Source organism: uncultured Butyricimonas sp. (genome assembly GCF_959596855.1).
Lineage (GTDB): Bacteria > Bacteroidota > Bacteroidia > Bacteroidales > Marinifilaceae > Butyricimonas > Butyricimonas muris.
Genome location: NZ_CAUFYA010000005.1, coordinates 130141 through 154137 on the forward strand (window position 1 = coordinate 130141; position 23997 = coordinate 154137).

Consider the following 23997-nt stretch of genomic DNA (forward strand, 5'->3'; position numbering starts at 1 on the left):
GATTTATGATTTCAGATTTTAGATTGAACCTGCCTATCAATCGTAATTCATAAATCGTAAATTAATTAATTTTCAATTGTTATGTTTCGCCCTCCTATATCAAAAGAAAAATATTACTACCACGCTGCCAAACGCTTTATGATGGACGCACAGTTGTTACGGTGTCGTGCCGCCATACACGTGGAAGACAAGGATGATATTGTATTCTGGAGTACCATTTTCAAACATTTTCGTCCTAATGACCGGTTTCACTTTATCGCCGGCTCCCGGAACGAAAAAGGACACGAAACCAAAGGCGTGACACAATGTTTGAAATACATCAAATACTTGAATCCTAAATTCTTTATCTGCATTGACAGTGACTATCGTTATTTATTGCAGGAACGGAATATAGATATCAACCATTACATTTTTCAAACCTACACTTATTCTTTCGAGAATCATCACTGTTACGAAGAGGGACTAAATGACTTATGCCGCCGGATCACCACGTTGCCCAATCATCTTTTTGATTTCAGGCAATTCTTGAAACAATACTCGAATATCGTGTACAAACTATTCCTTTGGCATCTTTATTTCCTTGTTGCCGATCCAAAACGCTTCTCGATAGCGGAATTCAACGAACTGGCATCATTCGAGTGGCAACGCCGTCCCGACATCCGACAGAACGGACGCAAAGAGTTGAATATCCTAAAAAACAAGATCGATCGCAAACTGGCACAATTACGTAGAGCCTATCCTAAAGCAGACCTTTCTATTCTGGAAGATAAATATAAAGAAATAGGATTGACGCCCGATACGACCTATCTTTTTATCCGGGGGCATAACGTGTACGATATGGTCTATATGCTCAACCGGGAAGTGTGCAAAAAAGTTTTACGACAAGCGAAAGACGCCTCCGCAGGAACACATCCGCGAGTTAATTTATTCGGTTACCGGAATAGTATTGATGATCAACTGAAGAAAAATATCCAGTTCGGGGCTTATCCCGCTATCTTGAAAATAGAGGAAGATATTCACACGCTGTTCTGACATCGGATTTTATTTCCAAGGTTTTTCTGTTGCAAGGATAGCCGTATGCTTCGCTCCGTCTTTCCCAATCGTGAAGCGAACCGAAACATATATTCTCTTACCGGAAAGCGAGGATTCCCATTTCGGACTTTCCGCCAACAAGCGAATCAATTCTTTATTACTTTCTTTGGAGAAACCGTCTTTAATACGGATACGGCTAGGAACTTTCTTTTTATTCAGTTCAAAAGAAACCAGAATAATACCTTCATTTCCATTTTTCACGTCTTTTTCCGGGTATTTCAGAGCATCCGCCATGTAACGATTAAAACGTACAATATCATCCGCGGAAACTATCGTATCCTTTTTTAATTCATTCCCACCGACAGTCGCGACAGCTCCCACCATACTTGTTTTCTTTACCGTATTATAACCTGTAACGACGACCTCATCCAATTTCTGCTGGTCTACTTCCATCTTCACTTGTATCTGTGTCCCGGCTTTTACAACAACGCCTTGCATTTTCATCCCGATAAAATTAAAAGTCAAATGCGTTTTCCCCTCCGGAAGTTCCAACCGGAAAGTTCCTTGTTCATCAGTCACTGTCCCGACACTTGTTCCGGAAACAAGAATCGTTACACCCGGTAATATCTCTCCTTTTTCATCAGTCACGATACCCTCCACCGTATTCATCGATACCCCACGTTCTTTTTTCATCACCTCCATCGCAACTTCCGCTTGTTCCGGTTGTACCTTCCGCAACATGCTCACGTGAGCCGAATCCTCTACACCATGACTACTATCCGCGGAAAAAACCTTAATAGCCTCACGCCTCATTTCTTGCGGGGCAACCATAGCCATTTCCTTTTCCAGAACTTTCGATGTATCTTCCCTTTCGACAAGCCACAAAGTACCACACATCGCCAAAACCAAAAACGAGGCAGCAATATACAACCAGCTCCGGCTTTTCTTCTTACTCCCCCGGACACGCTCCTCCAAATGACGCTCCAAACGAATCAGACCATCAATCGGGTCCCCCGGAGTCGAGGTCAGTCCTTCCAATGCCTCGTATAGAAACGGATCAGACAAAGCTTCCCGCTCCAGCCGATTGGCGGACTCCCCTTTCCGGTTGCCCCGCAGGTAATCTTTTATGTCATCATTCCGTTTCATACGATGTTATTCCTTTATGTTCCAAACACAATTTCAAATTTCGTTTCCCGTTCTGGATAAAACTTTTTACATTTTTCAAGGAAAACCCTGTTCGCTCTTCCACTTCCTTGTAAGAAAGCTCCTGCAGGAAGAAATAATTCACGCTAATACGCTGCTTCTCGGGGAGAGCCTCGATACAATCCTGCAACGCTTTTTCCCGTTCTTCATTCTCTCCTGCTATTGTAAGATGAAAATCATCGCAAAATTCCATAAAAGAATCGTCTAAAGAAACCGATAAATTTCTTGTCCGCTTCCGAAGTTCCATCAGACAATAGTTTCGTACGCAGGTATAAAGCCATGGCTTGAATGTTTTGATATTGCTCCCTTTTACTTTCACTATCAATTCCTCGAACAACTGCATAACGGCATCCTGTGCATCTTCCGGTCGTTTTAAATATTTCAATGCCACACCATACACAAGCGGCATATATCTTTTGTAGACCTCTACCAGATACACCAACTCTCCTTTTGCACAATACTTCCGCAAAAGTTCCTCATCCGTTCTATGTTCCTGAACCTGATTCACATCCAAGTATTGATTTTTACAAATATACGAATTTATAAAATTTCTTTCTCAAATTTATGGAATTTCTTCTGCCAAATCATCTTCTTGAAAAAATGACTCTAATATTATATCGCTTATGAGAACTTACCATTTATTCCAAAAGCTCACATTTATAGTGAGTTTGCTAGTTAGCTTGAGCCTATTGACTTCTGCCCAAAAATCTTTGGTCACGGGAAAAGTAATTACAGCCAAAGATGGTCAACCGCTTCCCGGTGTCACCATCATTATTAAAAACACTTCTATCGGGACGGTATCTGATGTATCCGGAGAATTTTCTATTCAAGCGCAAATTGGGGATACTCTTGTTTTCTCGTTTATCGGACTTCAAACCCGCCTAGTAAAAGTGGAAAAGACAAAATTACTCGTGAAATTACATGGAGATCAAAATCAACTGGAAGAAGTTGTCGTAAGCGGGTATCACACGGTCAAGAAAGAGGCCTTTGTCGGGAGTTGCGTTACAGTCAAGGGTAACAGCTTACAACGACGAGCAGATTATTACTCTAACACGGAAGAATACAATAGTTTTTCACAAAATCAATTCCGTAAAGCACTGGATGCCCCGCTTTCCACGTTCTCCATTGACGTGGATGTGGCTTCCTACTCGAACATGCGGCGTTTTATCAACAACGGGCAAATACCTCCCGCTGATGCCATTCGCACGGAAGAATTGCTGAATTACTTCACGTATGATTATCCCGCTCCCCGGGGTAATGATCCGGTGAGCATCACGACAGAAGTATCCGCAGCCCCGTGGAATCCGCAACATCGCTTGGTACACATCGGAATCAAGGCAAAAGAAATTGCCATGGAAAATCTACCCGCCTCCAACCTCGTGTTCCTGATTGATGTTTCCGGTTCCATGAGCGACCAAAATAAATTACCTTTGTTGAAGTCGTCGTTAAAAATGCTCGTGCAAAAACTTCGCTCGCAAGATCGGGTAGCCATCGTAACCTATGCAAACCACACGAAAGAGTTGCTACCTTCCACGTCTTGTGTAGATAAACAAAAGATCATATCCGTTATCGAAAGTCTGTATGCCAGCGGCGGAACTGCCGGAGGCGACGGGATACAAAAAGCTTACCGGGTTGCCGAAGCCAGCTTTATCAAGAACGGGAACAATCGGATTATTCTTGCCACGGACGGCGATTTCAACATCGGATTATCCTCTCCCCAAGAACTGGAGAAACTGATCGAAACCAAACGTTCTTCGGGTATCTACCTTACCGTATTAGGATTCGGCATGGGTAATTACAAGGACAACCGGGTACAAACGCTAGCTGAAAAAGGAAACGGCAATCACGCGTACATAGACAACCTGACTGAAGCAAAAAAAGTTCTGGTGAGTGAGTTCGGGGGAACATTATTCACCGTTGCCAAAGACGTGAAAATCCAAGTCGAATTCAATCCCGCGAAAGTACAGGCATACCGTTTAATCGGGTACGAAAGTCGTTTATTGGAAGACAAGGACTTTAACGACGACACGAAGGATGCCGGAGAAATGGGAGCCGGGCATAGCGTGACCGCCTTGTATGAAATTATCCCTGTCGGAGTCAAGAGTAATTTGTTGGGAGATGTCGATCCGTTGAAATACCAGAAAACCGAAAAGAAAGAGAAAAAATCACTGACGGACAGCCCGGAGTTACTGACTCTGAAACTCCGGTACAAACAACCGGATTCAGACAAAAGTTCTAAAATGGAAGTTGCCGTCATTGATAAAAATACTTCATTGAATAACGTTTCCGAGAACTTCCGATTCTCGGCAGCCGTGGCAGGCTTCGGAATGCTATTGCAAGACTCCAAGTATAAAAATGATTTGACTTACGATGACGTCATCCATCTTGCCCGTGAAGCCACCCAATACGACCCGGAAGGCTACCGGAAAGAATTTATCCGTCTGGTCGAAAGTGCTGCCTTACTGAAGTAGTAAGGTGCACATCTATTTCATAAACTCGTACGCGGGAAGCATAACAATCTTACAGCCATCCTGCTCAAAATTAAAAAAGGTCTATAAATCCGAACGGATTTTGTAGACCTTTCAACTACTAAAAACGAGTGATTATTTTATCAAAATATCCCCTTTCAAAGCTGCCCGAGGAACAACAACTTCAGCAGAACCACAAGCATAAGCCCCGAGTACGTATTGTCCGTACAAAAAATAAACTGACGTTGCATTAAAATTGATTGCCCCCGCCAAGTCTAATGTAGGTTCCATCGTAAAACAACCGTCCGGATTCTTAAAATTAGCCTTCAACAGCGTGTTTATCTGTGCGGCATTAGCATAATTCAAGATTTCCTTGTTCGTTAGGAACTTTTGATTTTTCACGTCATAATTGAATGAATGATACGTCGTCATTCCATGCGCTCCTCCCGTGAAGGAATAAACTCTTAAACGTACGCTGATAAATTGGTCGGTAGCCATAAACACGCTATCGTCAACTATCAACTCGTACTTCCAGTTCGGACGTTCATCCGGTTTGTCCGCGAATGTTTGGAATAATTCCGTGGCATCCGCCCGCAAGCTATCTTTCAAGTCATTTACTAACTTTTCGATCTTGCCGTTCAAAACCATGCAACTCTTGTTGATTGTCTCGTCCGCGGCAGAGAAGACCGAACGGTCGATCCGGATGTCACAATCTTCCGAACTTACTTCCGAGTGCTCCTGTTTCACGTTCAGATTCTGAACTTTAGGCTGGCATCCCACGAACACGAGAGCCAATCCGATTGCCATAATTAGTGTACTTTTCATAGTGCATTTTGTTTTTTGTGTGTATCACAAAAGTATGAATTTAAACGTGTGGTTATTCACACCTCACAATTATTTTTTTAACAAATCCAGTTCTGCCAATTTCTGTTTAATCTTCATCTGTATCATCGCTTTTGTCATCTCTTGGGTAATCTGCATCGATTCCATAAAAGCCTGATTATAACACTTTTTCGATTCCTCGTATTCCTTCAGCACTTTATTCGTATCTCCTAACATCGCCAAGAAATTAATCTTATCCAATAACGACACGTCCGTGTATTGCAACGCCTTGATCGTCCATTCTTTGGTTTTCAAAATAACATCTTCAGGCACTTTTCCTCCCGTGGCAATATATACTTTTTGTGCTGCCATACCATAATCCGTCGCCCGAGCCTCATCTCCCAATTCTTTTAAATAAGCATCCATCGATTTCACGTACGCTTCGCCGTCCTTTTTATAAAATATCTGGTACTCGGCATCATACAGATAAGTAAACCGTTGGCGGGCAGACATCGTTTTTTGAGGCACCACGCTATAAGTCAATTTCATATCCCCGTCAATACGTTCCAGATATTTTTTATACTCTTCTTTCCCGGCACGTGCCAGATTCTCTATCATTTTATTATTATACTCCATCACGTAATAAGCGGGTCCTTCACCCAACACCAGATACGCTTCCATATTTTTATTCATAAACTCCATCAGTTTATCCCCCGGCTTATCCGCTTGATGGAAAGTATTAATAATCCGATAGTCCTCTGCGTTGATTAGTTCCGGTCCCATCTTCAAATCGATATACTCTTTGAAGAGTTTCTCGATTCGGGCGATCCATTTGGCACGCTCCATATCTTCCAACGTACCCACGTAAGCCGGAGCCCCCGCCAACACCTGCTGCATCAACTGCAAATCATTTTTTGAAGATTTAAGTTTCGCGTAAGTCTCCTCGAAACTCATCTCGTCCCCAGTGGCGACCTTTGCCAATTTCAGAAAAGCATCCCCTGCCAATGCCCCCACGGACTGAGATAAAAGTTTTCCTTCAGCGCTAAAAAAAGCCAATGTCGGCAAAGACTTTACCTTATATTGTTTGACGACAGGTCTGTTTGCAGGAGCCTCGGTATCTATCTGAACAGAAATAAATCGCTCGTTAAAATACTCCCCCACGGCGGGCAAAGTAAACACATCTTTGGCCATACTTTTACAAGGTCCGCACCAGTCCGCGTAGAAATCCACAAAAAGCATTTTTCCCTCTTGTTTCGCTTTTTCCAAGGCAGCATTAAAATCCCCCTCGAAAAAAACGATGCCTTGTCCGAATACCCGGACTCCCCCGAGCAATACCAATAATATAACTAAAATCGTTTTCATTTCTTTTCTGTTTAGGAGTAAACCCGGCACATCCTTGCCGGGTTTTACCCGAATAAATAATCTATTTTACAATAAACGTATATACATCCGGCAATGCAGATGAATAACCGTCATTCGAAACCCTCAACGTAACCACATAGCGTCCCGCGGGGAGTTTCGTGTACAAAGGTAATTCCATCACACCCCCTCCGCGAACAATGATTTCCTGTTTAAATAATTCAGCATCTCCCCCGTCCGAAGCCTTCACGCTCACGAACTCGTACTGCAAAGGAGCCGTTCCCAACACTCCTTGAATTTTCGGCGTCACCCAAGGAGCCTCGTTAGCAATTCTAACAGCATCTTCTACCGGGTCTAACGTTTTTTTCACTTCCAATTCATTCGGCAAATAACCGGCATTATCCGCCTTCAAATACCCGATTTTCATATCCTGGCATCCCCAACAGGTCATGACCAGTACAAGAAATAAATATACTTGTTTCATCATCATATTCTGTTTTTATAATTGTCCCAAGGTGTAAGAGTAATCCAAAGAATGAACGAACCCGTTATCCGTTTCGATATCGGTTGAAGCCACATCAATCATAGCTCTCGAATCGAAAGAAATTATTTTCAAGTAGACGGGGCCCACGTCCGGGATATCATGATAAGTATCCCGAAACGAATATATCCAGAACTTCGTTCCAAAAGCATTCGTGAACACTTCGCCACCCTCGCCTTGTGTCTGCCCGAGAATCTGTTCTCCCCGGGGAATATCATCCCGCTTGTGAACACCCGCGACCACGTGTTTCAACAGCATATCCCGACATACTTCTACCGGAATATCTTGAATGGCGTCATATCCCTGTTCTATCATCCAACGAAGGATAGATAAATTCGTCGGTCCGAAAAAAGTCATTTTCTCGTACCCCGCCTGTTTCCCCTGAAACAAATCCCGCAACCCGGCACGTTCCACTAAAAGCAGAGTACTATCCCAATCGTAAGAACTGGAATGTAAATAATCGTACATCGTCCCGTCGAAACAACCGTTTGCCAATCCCGTGTCAATGTAATTGTATTTTGTTTCACAAGAAAAAAGCGAAAACAAAATCAAAAGCAATCCTATATTTTTCATCATCTTCATTTTTATTTACTCGAATTTTGACCAATAAATATTCTGGCGTATCAAATCATTATAGGTAAACGCATCACCGCCTATCGGCAGGAACAAAGCCCCATCCTTCACATCCTGCTGGGTCAACGTCTTGTAATTGCCTTCCATACACGCGTGAACATACTCCAAACCATTCCGCATAATATCGAAATAACGGTGTCCCTCAAGCAACAATTCCCGCTCCCGCTCCTTGAAGATAGCCAACCGGATATCATTCTCACCCGGGCGGGGATAAAGAGTCGCATGGGCTCGCCTGCGAATAGTATTCAAATCATCTATAGCCAGATCATCATCCAGTTTAGCGTAACATTCGGCTCTCAACAAATAAATATCCGCCAGACGCCAGTAACAATAATTCGCATCAATATATGCCAATTGAGGAGTCGGACTCCACGACACATCTTGATAAACGGCATCCCTCCATTTGTAGATGTAAGCGAATCCTTGGTTTACCTTATACATCGTGTCATGTGACATAGAATCCAATTTATAAAAATACTCATCCCGGCGGTCATCCGTCTCTTCATAAAGATTTTTCACTGTTTCAGCTTTGATAGCAAAAGTCTTCGTCACCACGGAAGCAGGAGTTTCCGTTCCCTTCACCGGCCAAGTAATATATTGGCGTCCGGGGAAATAAGCCATCGGATAATCCTGAAAACGATCCAACTCGAACTCCAGAATATTTTCTTGGCTGGCTCCCATCCCTTTCATCGCTTTCGTGCATACCTCACCAATCGTACGCTCCAACTCGTAGTAACCCGCTTTCTTATCTATCAAAAGCGAACACCATTCAACAGCCTTTCCGTAACAATCTTTCGCATCTCCGTCCAACCCGTGCATCTCAATCATACTTCCTTTCCACGCGTACAAATGCGCCAACAACGCCGCACAACTTCCTTTGCACCCGTATTGTTTCGACACCCACGTATTTGCTCCCAAAAGAGGCATATCCTCGTATTTCGGCAATAGTTTGTATCCTTCCGAAGCATTCTTTATCGCCTCATCCAACACGTCCGACATCGAACTCTTGTTATACACTTCCATACTCGTGCTATTCTTCGTGATTACGGCCTCTCCCCACTTTCTGGCAAGATCGAAATAAACAAAACCTTTCACGAAATATGCTTGCCCGGCATAAAAGTCCAGTTTATCTTTTGAAACCCCTTCAGCCCGATGCAAATTATCCAATATCACGTTCGCCACGTAAATTAAATCATAATGATTTGCCCAATTATTATAACTGGAATAAGGACTTACTAATGATGTCTGATTCAACATCCGATGATCTTGATAAGTTGAACTACCTACCAGATCAGCTATAAATCCGCGAAGAGGCATTATTTCATTCTCGAATGCTTTATAACGGGAAAAAGCTTGTAGTTGAAACACTATCGCGTTAAAATCTTCCTCTGTCTTAAAGAAGTTCGTGAACGTGATGGCATTCTCCGGCTCCACGTCCAGCACGTTATCACACCCCCACAACAAGGGGAAAAGCAGTATATATATAATTTTCCTCATGGCTAAAATTTTACAGTTAATCCTAATGTCAATTTCCGGGCTAACGGGTAATACATGAAGTTATCGTACCCGGTATAGGGGTCTACGACTTCCGGGTCCACGCCGGAATAATTTGTCAACAGGAATAAATTCTCTGCCGTGAAAAACAAACGGCAACCGTCAATATTAATTTTCCGCATCCACTCTTTCGGGAAATTATACCCCAACGTCAATTGTTTCAACCGCAAATAATTCACCCGTTCTATGTTGGAAGAAACGGCTCCGTCAAATTGTCCCGTGTAACCGCGGCTACTGGAAGTTATGATCGGATAATCAGCCTTATCTCCCGGTTTCTCCCAAAATGTCGTATTTGCATAATCCACAAAAACCGTACTCGGTCTAAAATCGTACTGCAAAGAAGTAATTTTGTACAAATTAATAATCTTTCTCCCTAACGTGTACGTGAACAAAACATTCAAATCAAAACCTTTCCACATGATCTCGTTAGCCCATCCCCCGTAAGCTTGCGGTAGAGTAGATCCAGCATAATACCTATCGTCGCCATTAATGACTCCATCTTGATTCATATCTTGTATCATTCTGGTTCCCGCGGCATACGGGTAACTTTTGTTCATTGAATACAACAGATTTTTGTTCCCTTGTTGGTCATAATAAGCCGGAATATCTTTTTCTGACTCAATCATACCCAAATCTTTATAAAGATAAAGCCCGTAAATAGGTCGCCCGAGTACCAACTGTCCGGTTCCGTTCACCATATCCATATCCGTGTACGACTTCTCGAAACGATTCCAGTTTCTTGAAATATTAAACTTTCCACGCCATTTAACCTCCGTGTCACGCAGAATATCATAGTTCAACTCCATCTCGATTCCCTCGTTAGAAATCTCCATCGCATTCTGCCATGCCGTTTTATGAAAATAATAATTCCCCGGCAAAGAAACGTTGAACAACAATGATTTGGAATACTTGTAATAATAATCCAATTTGAATTTCAAACGATAATCAAAAAGATCTACATCCAAACCTATATCGTATTGATCCGATTCCTCCCAAGTCAGATTAGTATTAATAATTTGAGAGGGCAATACCCCGGAATTTCCCAAGAAGTGATTCGCAAACTCAAGCGTCCCATGTGCCAAATAAGCATCCCTGAACTGTTGTCCTGAAGTACCCCAAGATGCACGAATCTTCGCGTAACTCAACCACCATTTTTTGAAAAACGGTTCTTCCGAAAATGCCCAACCAACGGCAACCGACGGGAAAGTAGCCCAACGCACGTTTTCGCCGAACACGGACGAACCGTCCCTCCTTAGCGTGTACTCGAACAGATATTTCTTTTTATAATTATAAGCCAAACGCCCGAAATAACTCAGCATGATTTTTTCTTCAAAATTAGACCGGTATGCCTGCAAGGCTTGGATACTCCCGTATTTTTCGTAAGTCGTCGGGAATCCGTCTAAAACATAGTGAATCTTATCACTCGGGGAACCTTTACCCGAAGCACTAAACTGGTCTTTTGCCTCTCTCAAATAAGACAATCCCAAAAGGATCTCCATATTATGATTATTTCGAATCGTCTTATTATAAACAAGCAAATTCTCGTTAGAAAACATCGTTCCGCTACTGATACTTCCCGTTGACACACTTAATTTATCTGTCGGATCCAAATAACTGGGTGTAAAAGAATTTCGTTTCCCCTCGGAGAAGTCCATCGCCAAACTGGAAGACAATTTTAGCCCTTTAATAAACTCATACGCCACAGCCAGACTTGCCCGAATCCGGTAAGTGATGTTTTTCTCGGACGACTCGTTTATCTGTTTCAACGTTTCCTTTTCAATATCCCCGGAACCCGGCAAAATAGAAAGATTCGATTTCGGGTCAACAGTCAACCGTTCGTACTTACTCGCGCTCGAGAAAGAAGTATTCGCCGCCCCCCGGCTCCGATCCGTATAAGCAAGATACAAACGTGCATCCACATTCAAGTTTGTACGAGGAACGACATTAATATTCGTCAAAATATTAGCCCTTTTAAACTCGCTCCCCAGCATAATCCCTCTCTCGTTATACCAGCCTGCCCCGATCATGTATTTTATCGTTTCCGTCCCACCGGAAGCCTGAAGATTCGCGTTCAAAATCTTCCCCGCATCGAAACAATATTTCCACCAATTCGTCGAATTATTATAAAAAGGATTCAAACTGTCCTGCAAAGGTCTTACCATATCCTTCTGCGCATCATTTAAAACATATCCGTTATTCCAAAAGAAATCATATGCGCCATTCTGGTGATATGCCTCCCGGTAAGATTCCGGCATTTTATAAATACCTGTCTGCCAACTCCCGTAAGCCGCACGTACACTTCTAAACTTATAGATATTAGCCATACGCTCCAAGTGTCCCCCCGTCTGCACCGGGGTTTCGGGCAAAATGGAATAGGAGTATGACACGTTAGCCGAGAATTTTCCTCGTCCCGTTTTTCCCTGCTTCGTGGTGATTAGGATTACGCCGTTACTTGCCCTTGATCCGTACAATGCGGCAGAAGCGGCATCTTTTAAGACTTCAACGGACTCAATTGTCGAGGGATCTATCTCCGCCAAGGTGTTCGTCCCCGTCACGGGAGAAGTAAAAGAATGTACGGGTACACCGTCAATGACGTACAAAGGAGTCCCGTCCGTCTGGGATTCTGATAACAACGAATTGTAGCCCCGGATATTGATACGGGTACCGCCACCACCGGGAGAACCGGAAATATTAGTCACCTCGACTCCCGCCATATGCCCCTGCAACAAATTTTCCAGACTCGCGGAAGGCACCTCTTCCAAATCTTTCGCTTTCACGGAAGACACCGCACCGATCAACTCTCTCTTTTTCCGCTCTCCATAAGCCACCACGGTTACCTCGTCCAAACCGGAAACTTCGTCCTCCAACACCACGTTCACGGTCGTTTGCCCCTTCAACTCCACCTCTTTCGTCTTCATACCCACGAACGAGAACAACAATCTATCCACCGAACCGGGAACTTCAAATTTATAAGTTCCATTTACATCGGTCACCACCCCAATCGTCGTCCCCTTCACGTAAACAGAAACCCCGGGCAGCACCTCATTCCTCTTGTCTTTCACGACTCCGGTAATCACTTTTTTCTTCTCGTCCAAGGCTGCTTTCTTCTCTGCTTCCGCCTTTTTCTTGATCACGACCACGTTCTTCTCCAATGAATAAGTGTAATCGGTTCTCCTTAAACAGACATTCATCACGCTATCAATCAACACGTCTTTGACGTCAATCGTGATTTTCCCGATTTTATTCACCGCATCCATGCTGTACACGAACGTCATCTTGCTCTGTTTCTCCACGGCAAAAATGATGTCCAACATCGAAGCATTCTCCCTTTTCAAAGTCAATCTCTCCGTCTGGGCAAAGGCGTTACCAAGCATCCCGCCGCCCAAAACAAACGCCAAACAGAGGCAGACTTTCATACAAATTGTATTTATTCTCCTTTTTTTATCGTGCAGGAGCCACGTCCAAAGATTTTTTTTCATAACTTTGAAGAATTAAATTGATTTTGAATTTAACCAAATGGGTGGCAGGAAATAATCACCACAAAATTTCCGCTACCCGTTTTTATTTATATTCAGCTTAACATTAAGTTCCACTCATCACGGTCAACGTCTTTCCCTTCATCGTGAATCTCACTTCCCCGGTCAATTCCAATATATCCAAAAGTGTATCCACATGCTCGTATTTTTCCAATTTAAAACCGAACCGTTTATCTGCCATCTCCGGGTTCTGGTAAAAAATCTCGAAATCATACCAACGTGCCATCTCCTGCAAGATATCATCCAACCGCTCCTCGTCAAACACGAACACCCGTTCTTTACGCAAACGATAACTCTCCCCGTTTATTTTCCGGTAAGAAAAATCTCCCGTGTTCTTGTGAAAGACGGCTTGCATATTCGGACGCAACACGTTATCCTTCACGCTTACCACCCCCTCTACCAACGAGGTTTCCACAACCTCCATATTATTATAGGCTTTCACGTTAAAACTTGTTCCCAGTACCTTCACGTCAAGCGACTTCGTTTTCACGTAGAAAGGATGAACGGGATCATGATGTACCTCGAAATAAGCCTCTCCCGACAAATACACTTCCCGTTTATTTCCTTTAAAACGGGTCGGGAAACGAATTTCAGATTCGGCAAACATCCAGACATTCGTACCGTCGGCAAGCTTCAGATTATATTCTCCTCCCCGGGGTACCACGACCTTGTGATATTCCACCTTCGCATCCATAACGGAATCCAGACCGGAATAATCCAATCCCTGCCCTTCGGCCAGCGTGACACCAAAATCATTCAATTCTTTCGTCACGTTTTTTACTGTATCCAAAGCTATACATTTTCCCCCGGGTAGTTCCAACATCGTTTTGTTGGATTCAAAATAAGCATCCACGATATATTGAGGACGATCCTCCTGTTTGCTTTTATTCACCAGAAGAATCGAGGCGGCAACAGCAAGAGGCAAGGCAAAAACAGCCGCCCACCAGAACATCCGGTACATCATCCCCGAAGACTTCTTGCCTGTAACTTTCCGAATCCTTTCCCAACTCTTATCCGCGCTAAACGATGCGTACATCTCTTTTTTGGCGGCAATAGATCGTTCGTCCTGAACCCGAGCCAGAAGTTGCTCTCCCTCGGGATGAGCATGTAGTCGTTTTTTCAACTCGACCTCCTCCTCCGGTGAAAGTTTTCCCTTCAGGTATTTCGTGATTTGTTCTGCTAATTCTATCGATTCCTTATATTTTTCCATAAATGTTTTCCTGACTATTCATATATAATATGCAGAAACACGATTTAGGGGTGATCGGGAATGCGTTTTTTTTTGAATTTATTTCAAAAATCTCTCTACAAGTTCATAAGAATAAGAAAAAACACGAACAAATTCTTCAACTCCTCCCGCAAAAAAGCATAGGCTTTTCTTTTCTGGGTCTTGATTGTATTCACGGATATATGCATCTTCTCGGCAATCTCCTCCTGCGAACAACCATTCATACTCATTACCACGATTCGTCGTCTTTCGGGAGGTAATTTATCAATCGCGCGAATAATTTCCCGGTGTACTTCTTCCTCGATAATAGCATTTAATACACTATCCGAATCGTCTTCTATAGCCGGATTTACATCTTCACATTCCCGGTGTTGCCGCAAATAATACAAGGCATTGTTACGAAGTGCCTTGAATAAATAAGCCTTAAAATAAACCATATCCGTGTAGATACCGCGCTTTTCCCAAATATGAATAAAAGTATCCTGCACCACATCTTCCACCGCTTCATGCTCTTGAATATACCGTTTCACGAAAGCACACGACGGACTAAAAAAGTTGTTTGACAACTTTTTAAAAGCTCTCTCGTCACCGTGGTTAAACTGATACAATAACATCTGGCACACCGTATAATTCGAGTGCAAGTTATGACTTTTTTCAAAAATATCAACACAAAAAAGGCGACCCTTTCGGATCGCCCTTATCTTCCCTACAAATCTCCACTACTATTTTAACAATAAATCACCCTTCAAAATCATGCGGGGAACGGATACCTGAGCCGCTCCACAATAATGAGCACCTAATACCAAAGGCTCATAGGTAAAACAAATATCATTCGTTGAAAAATTTACGGTCGTCACGTTTGACAATGTCGGTACATCCGTGAAACAATTGTCCGGGTTCTTGAAATTCGTCTTGATCTGTTTGTCAATCTCGGCACTCTTGTTGTAATTCAATATATCTTCCGGTTCAAGGAATTTCCCTTGTTTCATACTGTAATTAAAAGCATAATACTCCGTCAACCCGTTCGCACCTCCCGTCAACGTGTACACAACCAAACGCAAGCTGATATAACGGTCGTCTGCCATAAAAACACTATCCTGAATATCCAGCGTAAACGGTATCATGGGATTGATCTTCATCTCCTGTGCTTCTTGCAGGTATTCTTTCATTTGTTCTTTCAAATCATTTTGCAGACTGTCAATCAATTTCGTCACTCGCTCATTCACCTCCTTGCATCCTTTCTCCAAAGCCGCATTCTGAGCCGAAAATACCGGACGATTCACGGATACATCCCATTCATTGTTCGTGTAAGACAACATATTCTCCTCTATATTAATCGTCGGTTTCTGACACCCGACAAAAAACAAAGCCAACAACGCTGCAATAAAAGTATAACTCCTCATAATATCTTCCTTTAATAACAATTTCCGTTGTATACGGAATGACTTAAACAAAAGTTTAGCTTCTTCTTAAAATAGCTATCTACATTTTTAATAATCAACTTTTTACTCCAGCAAAAAACTCTATCAATATCCACTTTTGTAACAATATCAAATATATTCCTTTGTATTATCCAAATATTCTTTTTAATTTTGATAACAAGAACAGATACTGATTCAAAATGAACAAGATATCAAATATAAATAATCAAAAGACAATTGAATCATCATACAACTCAATTCGTAAAAGTATTGTAATAGCTTACAATAAAGTTTATACTGCAGTTAATATCGCTATGGTCGGGGCATATTGGGAAATTGGGGAACAAATATACAAAGCGTGTGGAAATAACGATCGGGCCGAGTATGGTGCAAAATTTCTTGATTTTGTTTCTAAACATTTGACAGATGAATTTGGGAAAGGATTTACTGTTCGCAACCTACGCAATATGCGACAATTTTATCTGACATTTCCAATTCGGCAGACACTGTCTTCCGAATTGAGTTGGTCGCATTATTGTCTGTTGATGAATGTCGAAAACGAATCCGCACGTAACTATTATGCAAAAGAATGTGCAAAAGCACATTGGAGCGTGCGTCAATTAAAGCGACAGATAACAACTTTCTATTATGAACGAATATTAGCAAGTCAAAATAAACAAATAGTTTCAGCAGAAATTGAAAAATCAGAACCCAAAACCGAGTATCCAACAATTATTAAAGATCCATACGTCCTAGAATTTCTCAATCTCGAGGCAAATCCACATTTCTATGAAAAAGACCTAGAACAAGCTATTATCAATCATCTTCAGAAATTTTTGTTAGAAATGGGACGAGGGTTTTCTTTCGTTTCTCGACAACAGAAAATCACCTTTGATGGACGTCACTTTTTTATTGACCTTGTTTTTTATAATTATATTCTCAAATGCTTTGTACTTATAGACTTAAAACTAGGAGATCTCACACATCAAGACTTAGGGCAAATGCAAATGTATGTCAATTATTACACCCGTGAACTAATGAACGAAGGAGATAATCCGCCCATCGGCATAGTTTTATGTGCAGATAAAAGCGAATCTATTGTACATTATACTCTACCGGAAGACAATATGCAAATCTTTGCATCAAAATACAAATTATACTTACCAACTGAAGAAGAACTTAAACGGGAAATCAACCTGGAAGGCTTTGAGAAACAAGACAAAGTCTAAAATTGATTTGAAAATCACAAAATCCAGAAATCGCTAAATCAAAAATTAAAGGGCTGCCCATACAGACAGCCCCTTCCACACACACTTGTTTTGATCCTCACTATTCCCAATCCGATAACGGATTCTCTTTCTCCGATTTTATTACCCAGTCCCGCAATTTCACGTGTTTCAAAAACTTCTGAGCCACACGTTGAATATCTTTCACGGTAATACTATCCAAGGCTTTGTCAAAAGCACTGTGATCCGTGATATCTTTTCCGTATTCCGCATAACTATTTAACACATTCATCCAGAAATCGATACCGAGATTCTCGTTTGCCTGCTCGTTACTTCGTTTTATTACCGTAACGACAGGAGCCAATTCACTCTCCTTGAAAAGTTCTTTGGTACTCTTCTCCAATTCCCGGTAGATAATCTCTTTCATCCTTTCCACCTTATCGCTCTCCGTCTCGAAACCGATCATCAGGGTTGCTTTCCTATCCGGAAAGTCCCGGTAGCCGGCATCCGCATTCACACCATAACTCGCGCTCTCCTGCTCCCGCACGATAGAGAAGTAACGAGCCCGCAACATCTGTCCCCAGATATTAAAAGCTATCTGCTCTTTCAGCGAGAACTTGCCATCATTCTCCAGCACGATATTCACCATCCCCTTGTCCCCCGGCATCACCACTTTAAATTCACGTGCAATAGTATCGGTATCCACGCTATAATCACGGATAATATACTCCTCTTTCTTTCCCCCGCGAGAAGGCAAAGCACCGATATATCCACACGCCAAACGTGCAGCCTCGTCCCGATCGATATCCCCCACGATACAAAAAGTAAACTCCCCGGCATTCGAGAAACGTTCACGATACAAGGATTCCAACCGATTGAAATTCATCATGTCGAAATACGCCACTCCATAATCCTTATTCCGTTCGTCTTCTCTCACGGTCAACATCCGGATAGTATCCTGCACGAGATTCTGCGGTGTCTTCCGCTGGTTCTCGTACGCGTAGCGGGAACGCTCTACATATTTGTCAAATTGTGTCCTATCGAAACGGGGTTGCTGGAACAACAAGTAATACAACTGGAACAAAAGTTCGGCATTTTCCGCTTTCGTGCTTCCCCCGAAGCCTTCCGTGTAATCACTGATCATCATATTCAAACGGATCTGCTTGCCTTGGGTCAATTCTTTCAACGTCTTCAGGTCATACTTGTACAGCCCCGACTTCAAAGTCAATGCCTGCATTGCCGCTAATGTTGGTAAATCCTCTGTTGCCACAACCGAACGACCACCATGACTGCTACACGCCAGCGAGAAGAACCCGTGTCCCTCCTCCACGTGCTTGTAATACACCTTGGCGCCATTAGACAAAGTCCACTCTTCCGCCTTGAAACGATCCAGCTTTTTCACTTTCCTAATCGCTCCGGCTTGAAGTTGTAGGTCAAACGGTTCCGGTGTCTTGTGTTCTTCGACCTCCGGCTCTATATCTTTTTCCGCCACCTTAGCCATGATATTCTGAATATCATCTTTAATCAGGTATTTATAATCCCTGTCATTCCCGGACACCACGATAATCTGATTGCTATCGTTCGCCCACGAATGAATCCAGTCACTCATATCCTCCGCGGTGATTTCCAGCAAAGCCTCTTTCAACAAGCCCAACTCCTCCGGTTGTTCGTGAAAAGGCATTCCCGCCAAAAAATGATTCTGGAACACGGAAACGTAATACGGGTTACTCTCCTTCTCTACCTCACTTTCCATTTTCATCAACTCTTGGAAAAGAGCCTCTTGCACTCTTTCGACCTCTTTGTCGGTAAAACCGTAACGACGAATCTCTTCCCACGCTGTCCACACCTGCTCGAAAGCCTCCGCATCCTGATTTTTATACGGAATCACGTCTAAAGAGAACCCGTTATAATTACGCACGAAACTCTCGAATGTACCGGAAGCACTCAAAAACTTCTCCTTGTTCGCGTTCACGATACGGGACAGACGTTGTCCCATCAAAGCGTTAAAAATCCGTGCCTTAAAAGAATACGCCTTGCGTCCGACCTCATCCAATCCCTCCTGCCGATGTGCCCGTTGGTGGAAAGAAATCATCTTCGAGGGATTCTCCGCATCGAGAATCAACATATAATCCATATCCGCCCGGTCAGGGATCTCCACTTCGTACCGCTCCAACGGGTTCTCTCTCGCGGGAATCTGCCCGAACAGATTCTTTACCCGCTTCTCGAACTCCACCTCGTCAATATCCCCCACCACGATCACGCACTGCAAATCCGGTCTGTACCATTTGCGGTAAAACTCCCGTAATACATCCGAGGGGAACGATTGTAACAAATCAACTGTCCCTATCACGTTCCGTTTCGCATATTTCGTGTGATTATACACCACCGGAGCCGATCCTTCCTGCAAGCGCCGTCCCACATTATAATGGCTTCGCCATTCCTCGATAATCACTCCCCGCTCCTCGTCAATATCTTTATCTTTCAACAATATCTCGCTACACCAGTCTTTCACGATAAACATACACGTGTCCACCAATCCGCCTTCTGCCACAGGCACATCCTCGATATTATACACGGTCTGGTTTATCCCCGTCTTCGCGTTAAACGTGAAAATACCTCTCCCCCTTAAATAAGGCATCACCCCTCCCGGGAAATGCGTGGTACCATTAAACGCCATATGCTCCAAGAAATGCGCCAACCCGTTCTCGCGATCCTCTTCCAGTATCGCCCCCACGTTCTGCAACAAGTAAAAGCTCACCCTTCCCGGCTCCGCCTTGGAATGCTTCACGTAATACGTCAGACCGTTATCCAATTTCCCGTGACGCAATCCTTCCATGTCTTCCTGCGCGGACAAAGGAGTCCCGACCGTGAAAAGAAACACGGCAATCGTTACTAATAATCCCCTCATACTTTATATTATTTCGCTAACTCCAAAGCTTGCAATTTTCGTTTCATAATCATTTGCAACTGGGCTGAACGCATCTTGTTTTCAATTTGCAAAGCCTCCATGTATCCTTGATTATAAGCTTCTTTAGCTTTGTCAAATTGTTTCAACGCTTTGTAAGTATCCCCCAACATGGCTACAAAATTGATCCTGTCAATGATACCCGTCCCTTCGTATTGCATCGCCTTCACCAGCCAATCTTTTACTTGCTCCAGCTGCTCGTTATTCAACTTGCCCTTACTCATGACATACATATTCTGGGCAATCTCTCCGTAATCATTCGCTCCGACCTTATCCCCCAATGCCGCAAGATACTTGTTCATCAACTGAACGTAAGACTCCGCGTCTTTCTTATAAGACATCAGATACATCCCGTCATAATAATACTTGAATTTCTCGTAAGGCGTCAACGTTCCCGTGGGCATAATAGCGTAAGCCGGTTCCAGATCGCCATTGATTCTTTCCAGATATTTTTTGTATTCATCCTTACCCGCTCTTGCCAACTGTTCGATAACAGCGTTATTATACTCTACCATCAAGATACCCGGGGCTTCTCCCAATTTGTTCATGTACGTTTCCAGGTTCTTGGCTATAAATTCCATCACGGCGTCATCCTTTTCTTTCTTCTTGCCCTGACTATAATTCTGAACGATCTGGAAATCCGCCTTATTGATAAAGTCCGGTACTAACTTCGCTTTTACATACTCGTCATACAATTTATTAATACGCACGATCCACTTCTGCGCTTCAATCCCTTGCAAACCACCCACGTAATCCGGGGCTTGTTTCAATACCATTTGCATATCCGTCAAATCCTTTTTCGACTTGGCACGGTCATACAATTTCACGAAACTCAATTGTTCGCCACAGGCAACCTTCGCCGCACCCAAGAAATCATCTTTTTCCCGAGCCCCGGCCAGACGGGACGCCACGCTTGCATCCGTTTTAAAGAAAACCAACGTCGGCAAAACCGTCACGTTAAACTTTTCCGCAGTCTCCTTTTGCCATCCGGCAGTCTCCACGTTAATCTGCATACACACGAACTTCTCGTTCATGTACTTCCCCACTTCCTCGTCCGTAAATACCTTCTCTGCCATCTGCTTGCACGGACCGCACCAAGTCGCGTAGAAATCCACGAAAACCAACTTGCTCTCGCTTTTCGCTTTCGCTAACGCCTCCTCAAAAGTTCCCTCGAAGAACTTGATTTCTTGGCTGTAGCTTGATACGCTCCACCCCATGAACAGGGTGAAGCATATCATTATGAAATATTTCTTTGTCATTCTCATTCAATTATAAATGTAAATACATCCTGTAAAATCGCGGAATAACCGTCATTACTAACCCTTAATGTCACCAAATAACGTCCTTTGGGAGCTGCTGGTTTCAAAGGTAGCTGCATCTGTCCACATCCTCGTACGACAATCTCTTTTGCGAACAAATCCGCATTTCCTCCCTCTAAAGCCTTCACACTAACAAACTCATATTGCAGTGACTCTGTTCCCAAAAGTCCGCTAATGATATTAGTCACCCACGGAGCATTATTATCGATCCGGATTTGGTCATTCTTTTTAGGATTTTCCTCCGCAGTAACTAACTTTGACGGAATAACTATAGTATCCGGATAATATTCAGCATTTTCAACATTCAAATAACCAATTTTGACATCATGACAAGACATTAATGCCAACATTGATATAAATAAAAATATAGTAACCTGTTTCATATCTTGATCAAATTAATAATTAAAGCTGCCCCCATGTAAACCCGTAAGCTAAAGAATGAACTATCCCGTTTGTCGGTTCTATATCCGTCGAGGCAACATCTATACTCGTGCTCATAATAGCTCCACCCTTTATGTACAACACGATTGGACCAGCATCCGGGGTTTGTTCGTAAGGTTCTTGGAAAGAAAATACCCGAAACATAGTTCCGTTAGCAGAAGTAAAGATAATTCCAGACTCGCTATCGCCACTCGTACCCATCGGAATATCTTCTACTTCATATTTCCCTTTCACGATATGGCTTAATATCAATTTACGACAATATTCCTCTCCTTCTCCCTCTACAAACTCTTTCACGCTATGATATTTATACACTTTAGTCTTATAGTCCGCACTCCATGAATATTTTTCATATATTTTCCTACGAATGGAATGATTGGTCGGACCGAAAAAAGTAATTTCCTTATAATCCGCTTTCTCTCCCGTGAAATACTCTTTTAAACCGGTATATTCGATAAACAGCAAAAGAGAATCCCAGTTGTAAGAATCTGAATGAAAATACTCGTACATATTCCCATGATATTTTTTCCGAGCCAAACCTGTATCTATTTGGTTATATTTTGTACAACCAACAAACAGTGATAATAACAATCCTAATAATATTATTTGTTTCATATCTCTTTTCCTATTTTAGTTTATATATTGCGCCCAATACACATTCTGTCTCAACAAAGCATTCATCTTAAATGCACTATCATGAATCGGGTAAAAAATACCCCCATTCTTCACGTCAGATAGCGTCATGGTTCTGAATGTCCCGGGCAAATAAGTATTGATATACTCCATCCCGTTCCGTATAATATCGTAGAAACGATGTCCTTCCATCAACAACTCGCGTTCTCTTTCATGGAAAATAGCATATTTCAAACCCTTTTCATCTCCACCGCTATTGGGATAGGATTTCACGTTATTAAAACTCCTAATCTCATTCAAATCTGCTTCCGCCAAACCATTTTCACCAACTTTAACATAACATTCCGCCCTCAACAAATAAATCTCGGATAAACGCCAATAGGCATAATTGGACTTTATCGCCGTCAAATCCAATTTGTTCGGATTATAGGCATTTGCCCGATATACACCCTCACGCCATTTAAAAGGATAAGCATAACCGCCCGTTATTTTTTCAATTTTCTCTCTATTACTCTGCACCGTACTATCCCTTTTGTGTTCATCCTCAATCCCGATATACCTAAGCGTATCGCAGCTATAGTAAAGATAGTCTTTAAAATTAGCATACGGACGCAAATCTAACGTATCATACAACTCTTTGATCATCGTGTAAGAAATCTTAACTTCCTTATTTTTTTGATCGCTCTCGGATACTTGTTTGTCTAATGGATAGCCAATATATCTTTGACCGAACAAATAAGTCGAGAAAATCATATCTTTCTGCGTATTCAACGTGTATTCGAATATCGCTTCCGGATTATTAACTTCATTATTAGAAAAAAGCTGGCACAATTTTTCAGGATCACGCACGAGACTATAATTTCCCACCTCTCCTTTTATCAAATAGTTCGCATATTCAATTGATTTGTTATAACACTCTTTGGCATTCCCTTCAAGTTCCAGCAAGTCTATCATACTGCCTTTCCATGCATAAACATGAGCCAGCAAGGCACAAGCCGTTCCTTTACTTCCAAATTGTTTTGAATTAATCAACGCTCCGTTTCTATCCACGATAGCATCCTGCACGGGAAGTATATCAAAAGCTCTTTTCGCGTTGGTAATCACGGTATCCAAAACTTCCAATATCGGTTTTTTCCCGTAAACTTCCGACGAAGAACTATTCCTCGTTATCGGAACTTCACCCCATTCGCGACTCAAATAAAAATAAGCTAACGCCTTTGCAAAATAAGCTTGTGCCCGATAAAATTCCAATCTTTCCGGGGTAACATTTCCTTCCGCATTATACATATTATCCAACAGCACATTTGCCATATACACGATCCAATAAGTTTCTTTCCAATCGGCAACCCCTGTTCCAGCACTTCCGACCACTGTTATCGGATCCCAAACCTTCTCAAGGGTCGTTGTCGTTTCCATGATATCACCGATAGCAGCTTGTCTTCCCGCTCCCCCGACACGCTGCACGAAACTTTGCATCTGATACATCGTAACCTCCAGATCTTGTTCAGTCTTGTAATAATTATCAAAACTAACCAAAGTCTCCGGCTCTACATCCAACAGGCTATTGCAAGAAACAAATAGACTGACACACAAAATATAGAGTATTTTTTTCATAA

19 protein-coding genes are annotated in these 23997 nt (G+C 42.6%); 3 read left to right on the forward strand and 16 right to left on the reverse strand.

What is annotated here, in order from left to right:
* The first annotated feature begins 81 nt into the window (after positions 1 to 81).
* Positions 82 to 1032, forward strand: a complete 951-nt coding sequence (locus Q5866_RS03940; RefSeq protein ID WP_303178958.1) for a DUF4435 domain-containing protein — start codon at positions 82 to 84, stop codon at positions 1030 to 1032.
* A gap of 9 nt (positions 1033 to 1041) precedes the next feature.
* Here Q5866_RS03940 and Q5866_RS03945 read toward each other — a convergent pair whose 3' ends face one another.
* Both Q5866_RS03945 and Q5866_RS03950 read right to left on the reverse strand, forming a co-directional pair.
* A complete protein-coding gene (locus tag Q5866_RS03945; RefSeq protein ID WP_303178960.1) occupies positions 1042 to 2178 on the reverse strand; it encodes a carboxypeptidase-like regulatory domain-containing protein in 1137 nt (378 codons plus the stop codon).
* Complete coding sequence (locus Q5866_RS03950; RefSeq protein WP_303178997.1) at positions 2165 to 2743, reverse strand: RNA polymerase sigma factor; 579 nt, start codon at positions 2741 to 2743, stop codon at positions 2165 to 2167. The genes Q5866_RS03945 and Q5866_RS03950 overlap by 14 nt, the downstream gene beginning before the upstream one ends.
* A 115-nt stretch (positions 2744 to 2858) precedes the next feature.
* On the opposite strand from Q5866_RS03950, the gene Q5866_RS03955 reads away from it, so the two are divergent.
* A complete protein-coding gene (locus Q5866_RS03955; protein WP_303178962.1) occupies positions 2859 to 4706 on the forward strand; it encodes a von Willebrand factor type A domain-containing protein in 1848 nt (615 codons plus the stop codon).
* Between the two features lie 132 nt (positions 4707 to 4838).
* Here the strand turns inward: Q5866_RS03955 and Q5866_RS03960 are convergent, their stop codons facing one another.
* The 9 genes from Q5866_RS03960 to Q5866_RS04000 all read right to left on the reverse strand — a co-directional run bounded on the left by Q5866_RS03960 (position 4839) and on the right by Q5866_RS04000 (position 15779).
* On the reverse strand, positions 4839 to 5528 hold the full coding sequence (locus Q5866_RS03960) for a DUF4163 domain-containing protein (RefSeq protein ID WP_303178964.1): 690 nt from the start codon (positions 5526 to 5528) through the stop codon (positions 4839 to 4841).
* 69 nt (positions 5529 to 5597) lie between these two features.
* Complete coding sequence (locus Q5866_RS03965; protein WP_303178966.1) at positions 5598 to 6887, reverse strand: thioredoxin family protein; 1290 nt, start codon at positions 6885 to 6887, stop codon at positions 5598 to 5600.
* Positions 6888 to 6948: 61 nt separating this feature from the next.
* Entirely contained in the window at positions 6949 to 7374 is a 426-nt protein-coding gene (locus tag Q5866_RS03970; protein ID WP_303178968.1) for a hypothetical protein, read from the reverse strand.
* Positions 7375 to 7383: 9 nt separating this feature from the next.
* Positions 7384 to 8001: a fasciclin domain-containing protein gene (locus Q5866_RS03975; RefSeq protein ID WP_303178970.1), complete on the reverse strand. Its 618-nt coding sequence runs from the start codon at positions 7999 to 8001 to the stop codon at positions 7384 to 7386.
* Positions 8002 to 8013: 12 nt separating this feature from the next.
* Positions 8014 to 9555 (reverse strand): RagB/SusD family nutrient uptake outer membrane protein, encoded by a 1542-nt coding sequence (locus Q5866_RS03980; RefSeq protein WP_303178972.1) that lies wholly within the window; start codon positions 9553 to 9555, stop codon positions 8014 to 8016.
* Between the two features lie 2 nt (positions 9556 to 9557).
* Entirely contained in the window at positions 9558 to 13091 is a 3534-nt protein-coding gene (locus Q5866_RS03985; protein WP_303178974.1) for a TonB-dependent receptor, read from the reverse strand.
* 103 nt (positions 13092 to 13194) lie between these two features.
* Positions 13195 to 14358: a FecR family protein gene (locus Q5866_RS03990; protein ID WP_303178976.1), complete on the reverse strand. Its 1164-nt coding sequence runs from the start codon at positions 14356 to 14358 to the stop codon at positions 13195 to 13197.
* A 95-nt stretch (positions 14359 to 14453) separates the two neighbouring features.
* Positions 14454 to 15017 (reverse strand): RNA polymerase sigma factor, encoded by a 564-nt coding sequence (locus Q5866_RS03995; protein WP_303178978.1) that lies wholly within the window; start codon positions 15015 to 15017, stop codon positions 14454 to 14456.
* A gap of 81 nt (positions 15018 to 15098) precedes the next feature.
* On the reverse strand, positions 15099 to 15779 hold the full coding sequence (locus Q5866_RS04000) for a DUF4163 domain-containing protein (protein ID WP_303178980.1): 681 nt from the start codon (positions 15777 to 15779) through the stop codon (positions 15099 to 15101).
* A gap of 218 nt (positions 15780 to 15997) precedes the next feature.
* On the opposite strand from Q5866_RS04000, the gene Q5866_RS04005 reads away from it, so the two are divergent.
* Positions 15998 to 17026 (forward strand): YhcG family protein, encoded by a 1029-nt coding sequence (locus tag Q5866_RS04005; protein WP_099291008.1) that lies wholly within the window; start codon positions 15998 to 16000, stop codon positions 17024 to 17026.
* Positions 17027 to 17126: 100 nt separating this feature from the next.
* Here Q5866_RS04005 and Q5866_RS04010 read toward each other — a convergent pair whose 3' ends face one another.
* From Q5866_RS04010 to Q5866_RS04030, 5 genes are read right to left on the reverse strand one after another with little or no spacing between them, the layout of a single operon-like run.
* The gene (locus tag Q5866_RS04010) at positions 17127 to 19931 is read right to left on the reverse strand and encodes a pitrilysin family protein (protein ID WP_303178982.1); all 2805 of its coding nucleotides are present in this window, start codon (positions 19929 to 19931) and stop codon (positions 17127 to 17129) included.
* 8 nt (positions 19932 to 19939) lie between these two features.
* Positions 19940 to 21247 (reverse strand): thioredoxin domain-containing protein, encoded by a 1308-nt coding sequence (locus tag Q5866_RS04015; RefSeq protein WP_303178984.1) that lies wholly within the window; start codon positions 21245 to 21247, stop codon positions 19940 to 19942.
* 2 nt (positions 21248 to 21249) lie between these two features.
* Positions 21250 to 21690 (reverse strand): hypothetical protein, encoded by a 441-nt coding sequence (locus Q5866_RS04020; RefSeq protein ID WP_303178986.1) that lies wholly within the window; start codon positions 21688 to 21690, stop codon positions 21250 to 21252.
* Between the two features lie 19 nt (positions 21691 to 21709).
* Positions 21710 to 22363, reverse strand: coding sequence for a fasciclin domain-containing protein (locus Q5866_RS04025; protein WP_303178987.1), 654 nt, complete (start codon positions 22361 to 22363; stop codon positions 21710 to 21712).
* 15 nt (positions 22364 to 22378) lie between these two features.
* Positions 22379 to 23995 (reverse strand): RagB/SusD family nutrient uptake outer membrane protein, encoded by a 1617-nt coding sequence (locus tag Q5866_RS04030; RefSeq protein WP_303178989.1) that lies wholly within the window; start codon positions 23993 to 23995, stop codon positions 22379 to 22381.
* Between the last annotated feature and the right edge of the window lie 2 nt (positions 23996 to 23997).

Excerpts from the sequence above, each read along its gene's own strand:
- Q5866_RS03940 (WP_303178958.1), top strand. The coding sequence starts at position 82 with ATGTTTCGCCCTCCTATATCAAAAGAAAAATATTACTACCACGCTGCC.
- Q5866_RS03945 (WP_303178960.1), bottom strand. The coding sequence starts at position 2,178 with ATGAAACGGAATGATGACATAAAAGATTACCTGCGGGGCAACCGGAAA.
- Q5866_RS03955 (WP_303178962.1), top strand. The coding sequence starts at position 2,859 with ATGAGAACTTACCATTTATTCCAAAAGCTCACATTTATAGTGAGTTTG.
- Q5866_RS03960 (WP_303178964.1), bottom strand. The coding sequence starts at position 5,528 with ATGAAAAGTACACTAATTATGGCAATCGGATTGGCTCTCGTGTTCGTG.
- Q5866_RS03965 (WP_303178966.1), bottom strand. The coding sequence starts at position 6,887 with ATGAAAACGATTTTAGTTATATTATTGGTATTGCTCGGGGGAGTCCGG.
- Q5866_RS03970 (WP_303178968.1), bottom strand. The coding sequence starts at position 7,374 with ATGATGATGAAACAAGTATATTTATTTCTTGTACTGGTCATGACCTGT.
- Q5866_RS03975 (WP_303178970.1), bottom strand. The coding sequence starts at position 8,001 with ATGATGAAAAATATAGGATTGCTTTTGATTTTGTTTTCGCTTTTTTCT.
- Q5866_RS03980 (WP_303178972.1), bottom strand. The coding sequence starts at position 9,555 with ATGAGGAAAATTATATATATACTGCTTTTCCCCTTGTTGTGGGGGTGT.
- Q5866_RS03985 (WP_303178974.1), bottom strand. The coding sequence starts at position 13,091 with ATGAAAAAAAATCTTTGGACGTGGCTCCTGCACGATAAAAAAAGGAGA.
- Q5866_RS03990 (WP_303178976.1), bottom strand. The coding sequence starts at position 14,358 with ATGGAAAAATATAAGGAATCGATAGAATTAGCAGAACAAATCACGAAA.
- Q5866_RS04000 (WP_303178980.1), bottom strand. The coding sequence starts at position 15,779 with ATGAGGAGTTATACTTTTATTGCAGCGTTGTTGGCTTTGTTTTTTGTC.
- Q5866_RS04005 (WP_099291008.1), top strand. The coding sequence starts at position 15,998 with ATGAACAAGATATCAAATATAAATAATCAAAAGACAATTGAATCATCA.
- Q5866_RS04010 (WP_303178982.1), bottom strand. The coding sequence starts at position 19,931 with ATGAGGGGATTATTAGTAACGATTGCCGTGTTTCTTTTCACGGTCGGG.
- Q5866_RS04015 (WP_303178984.1), bottom strand. The coding sequence starts at position 21,247 with ATGACAAAGAAATATTTCATAATGATATGCTTCACCCTGTTCATGGGG.
- Q5866_RS04020 (WP_303178986.1), bottom strand. The coding sequence starts at position 21,690 with ATGAAACAGGTTACTATATTTTTATTTATATCAATGTTGGCATTAATG.
- Q5866_RS04025 (WP_303178987.1), bottom strand. The coding sequence starts at position 22,363 with ATGAAACAAATAATATTATTAGGATTGTTATTATCACTGTTTGTTGGT.
- Q5866_RS04030 (WP_303178989.1), bottom strand. The coding sequence starts at position 23,995 with ATGAAAAAAATACTCTATATTTTGTGTGTCAGTCTATTTGTTTCTTGC.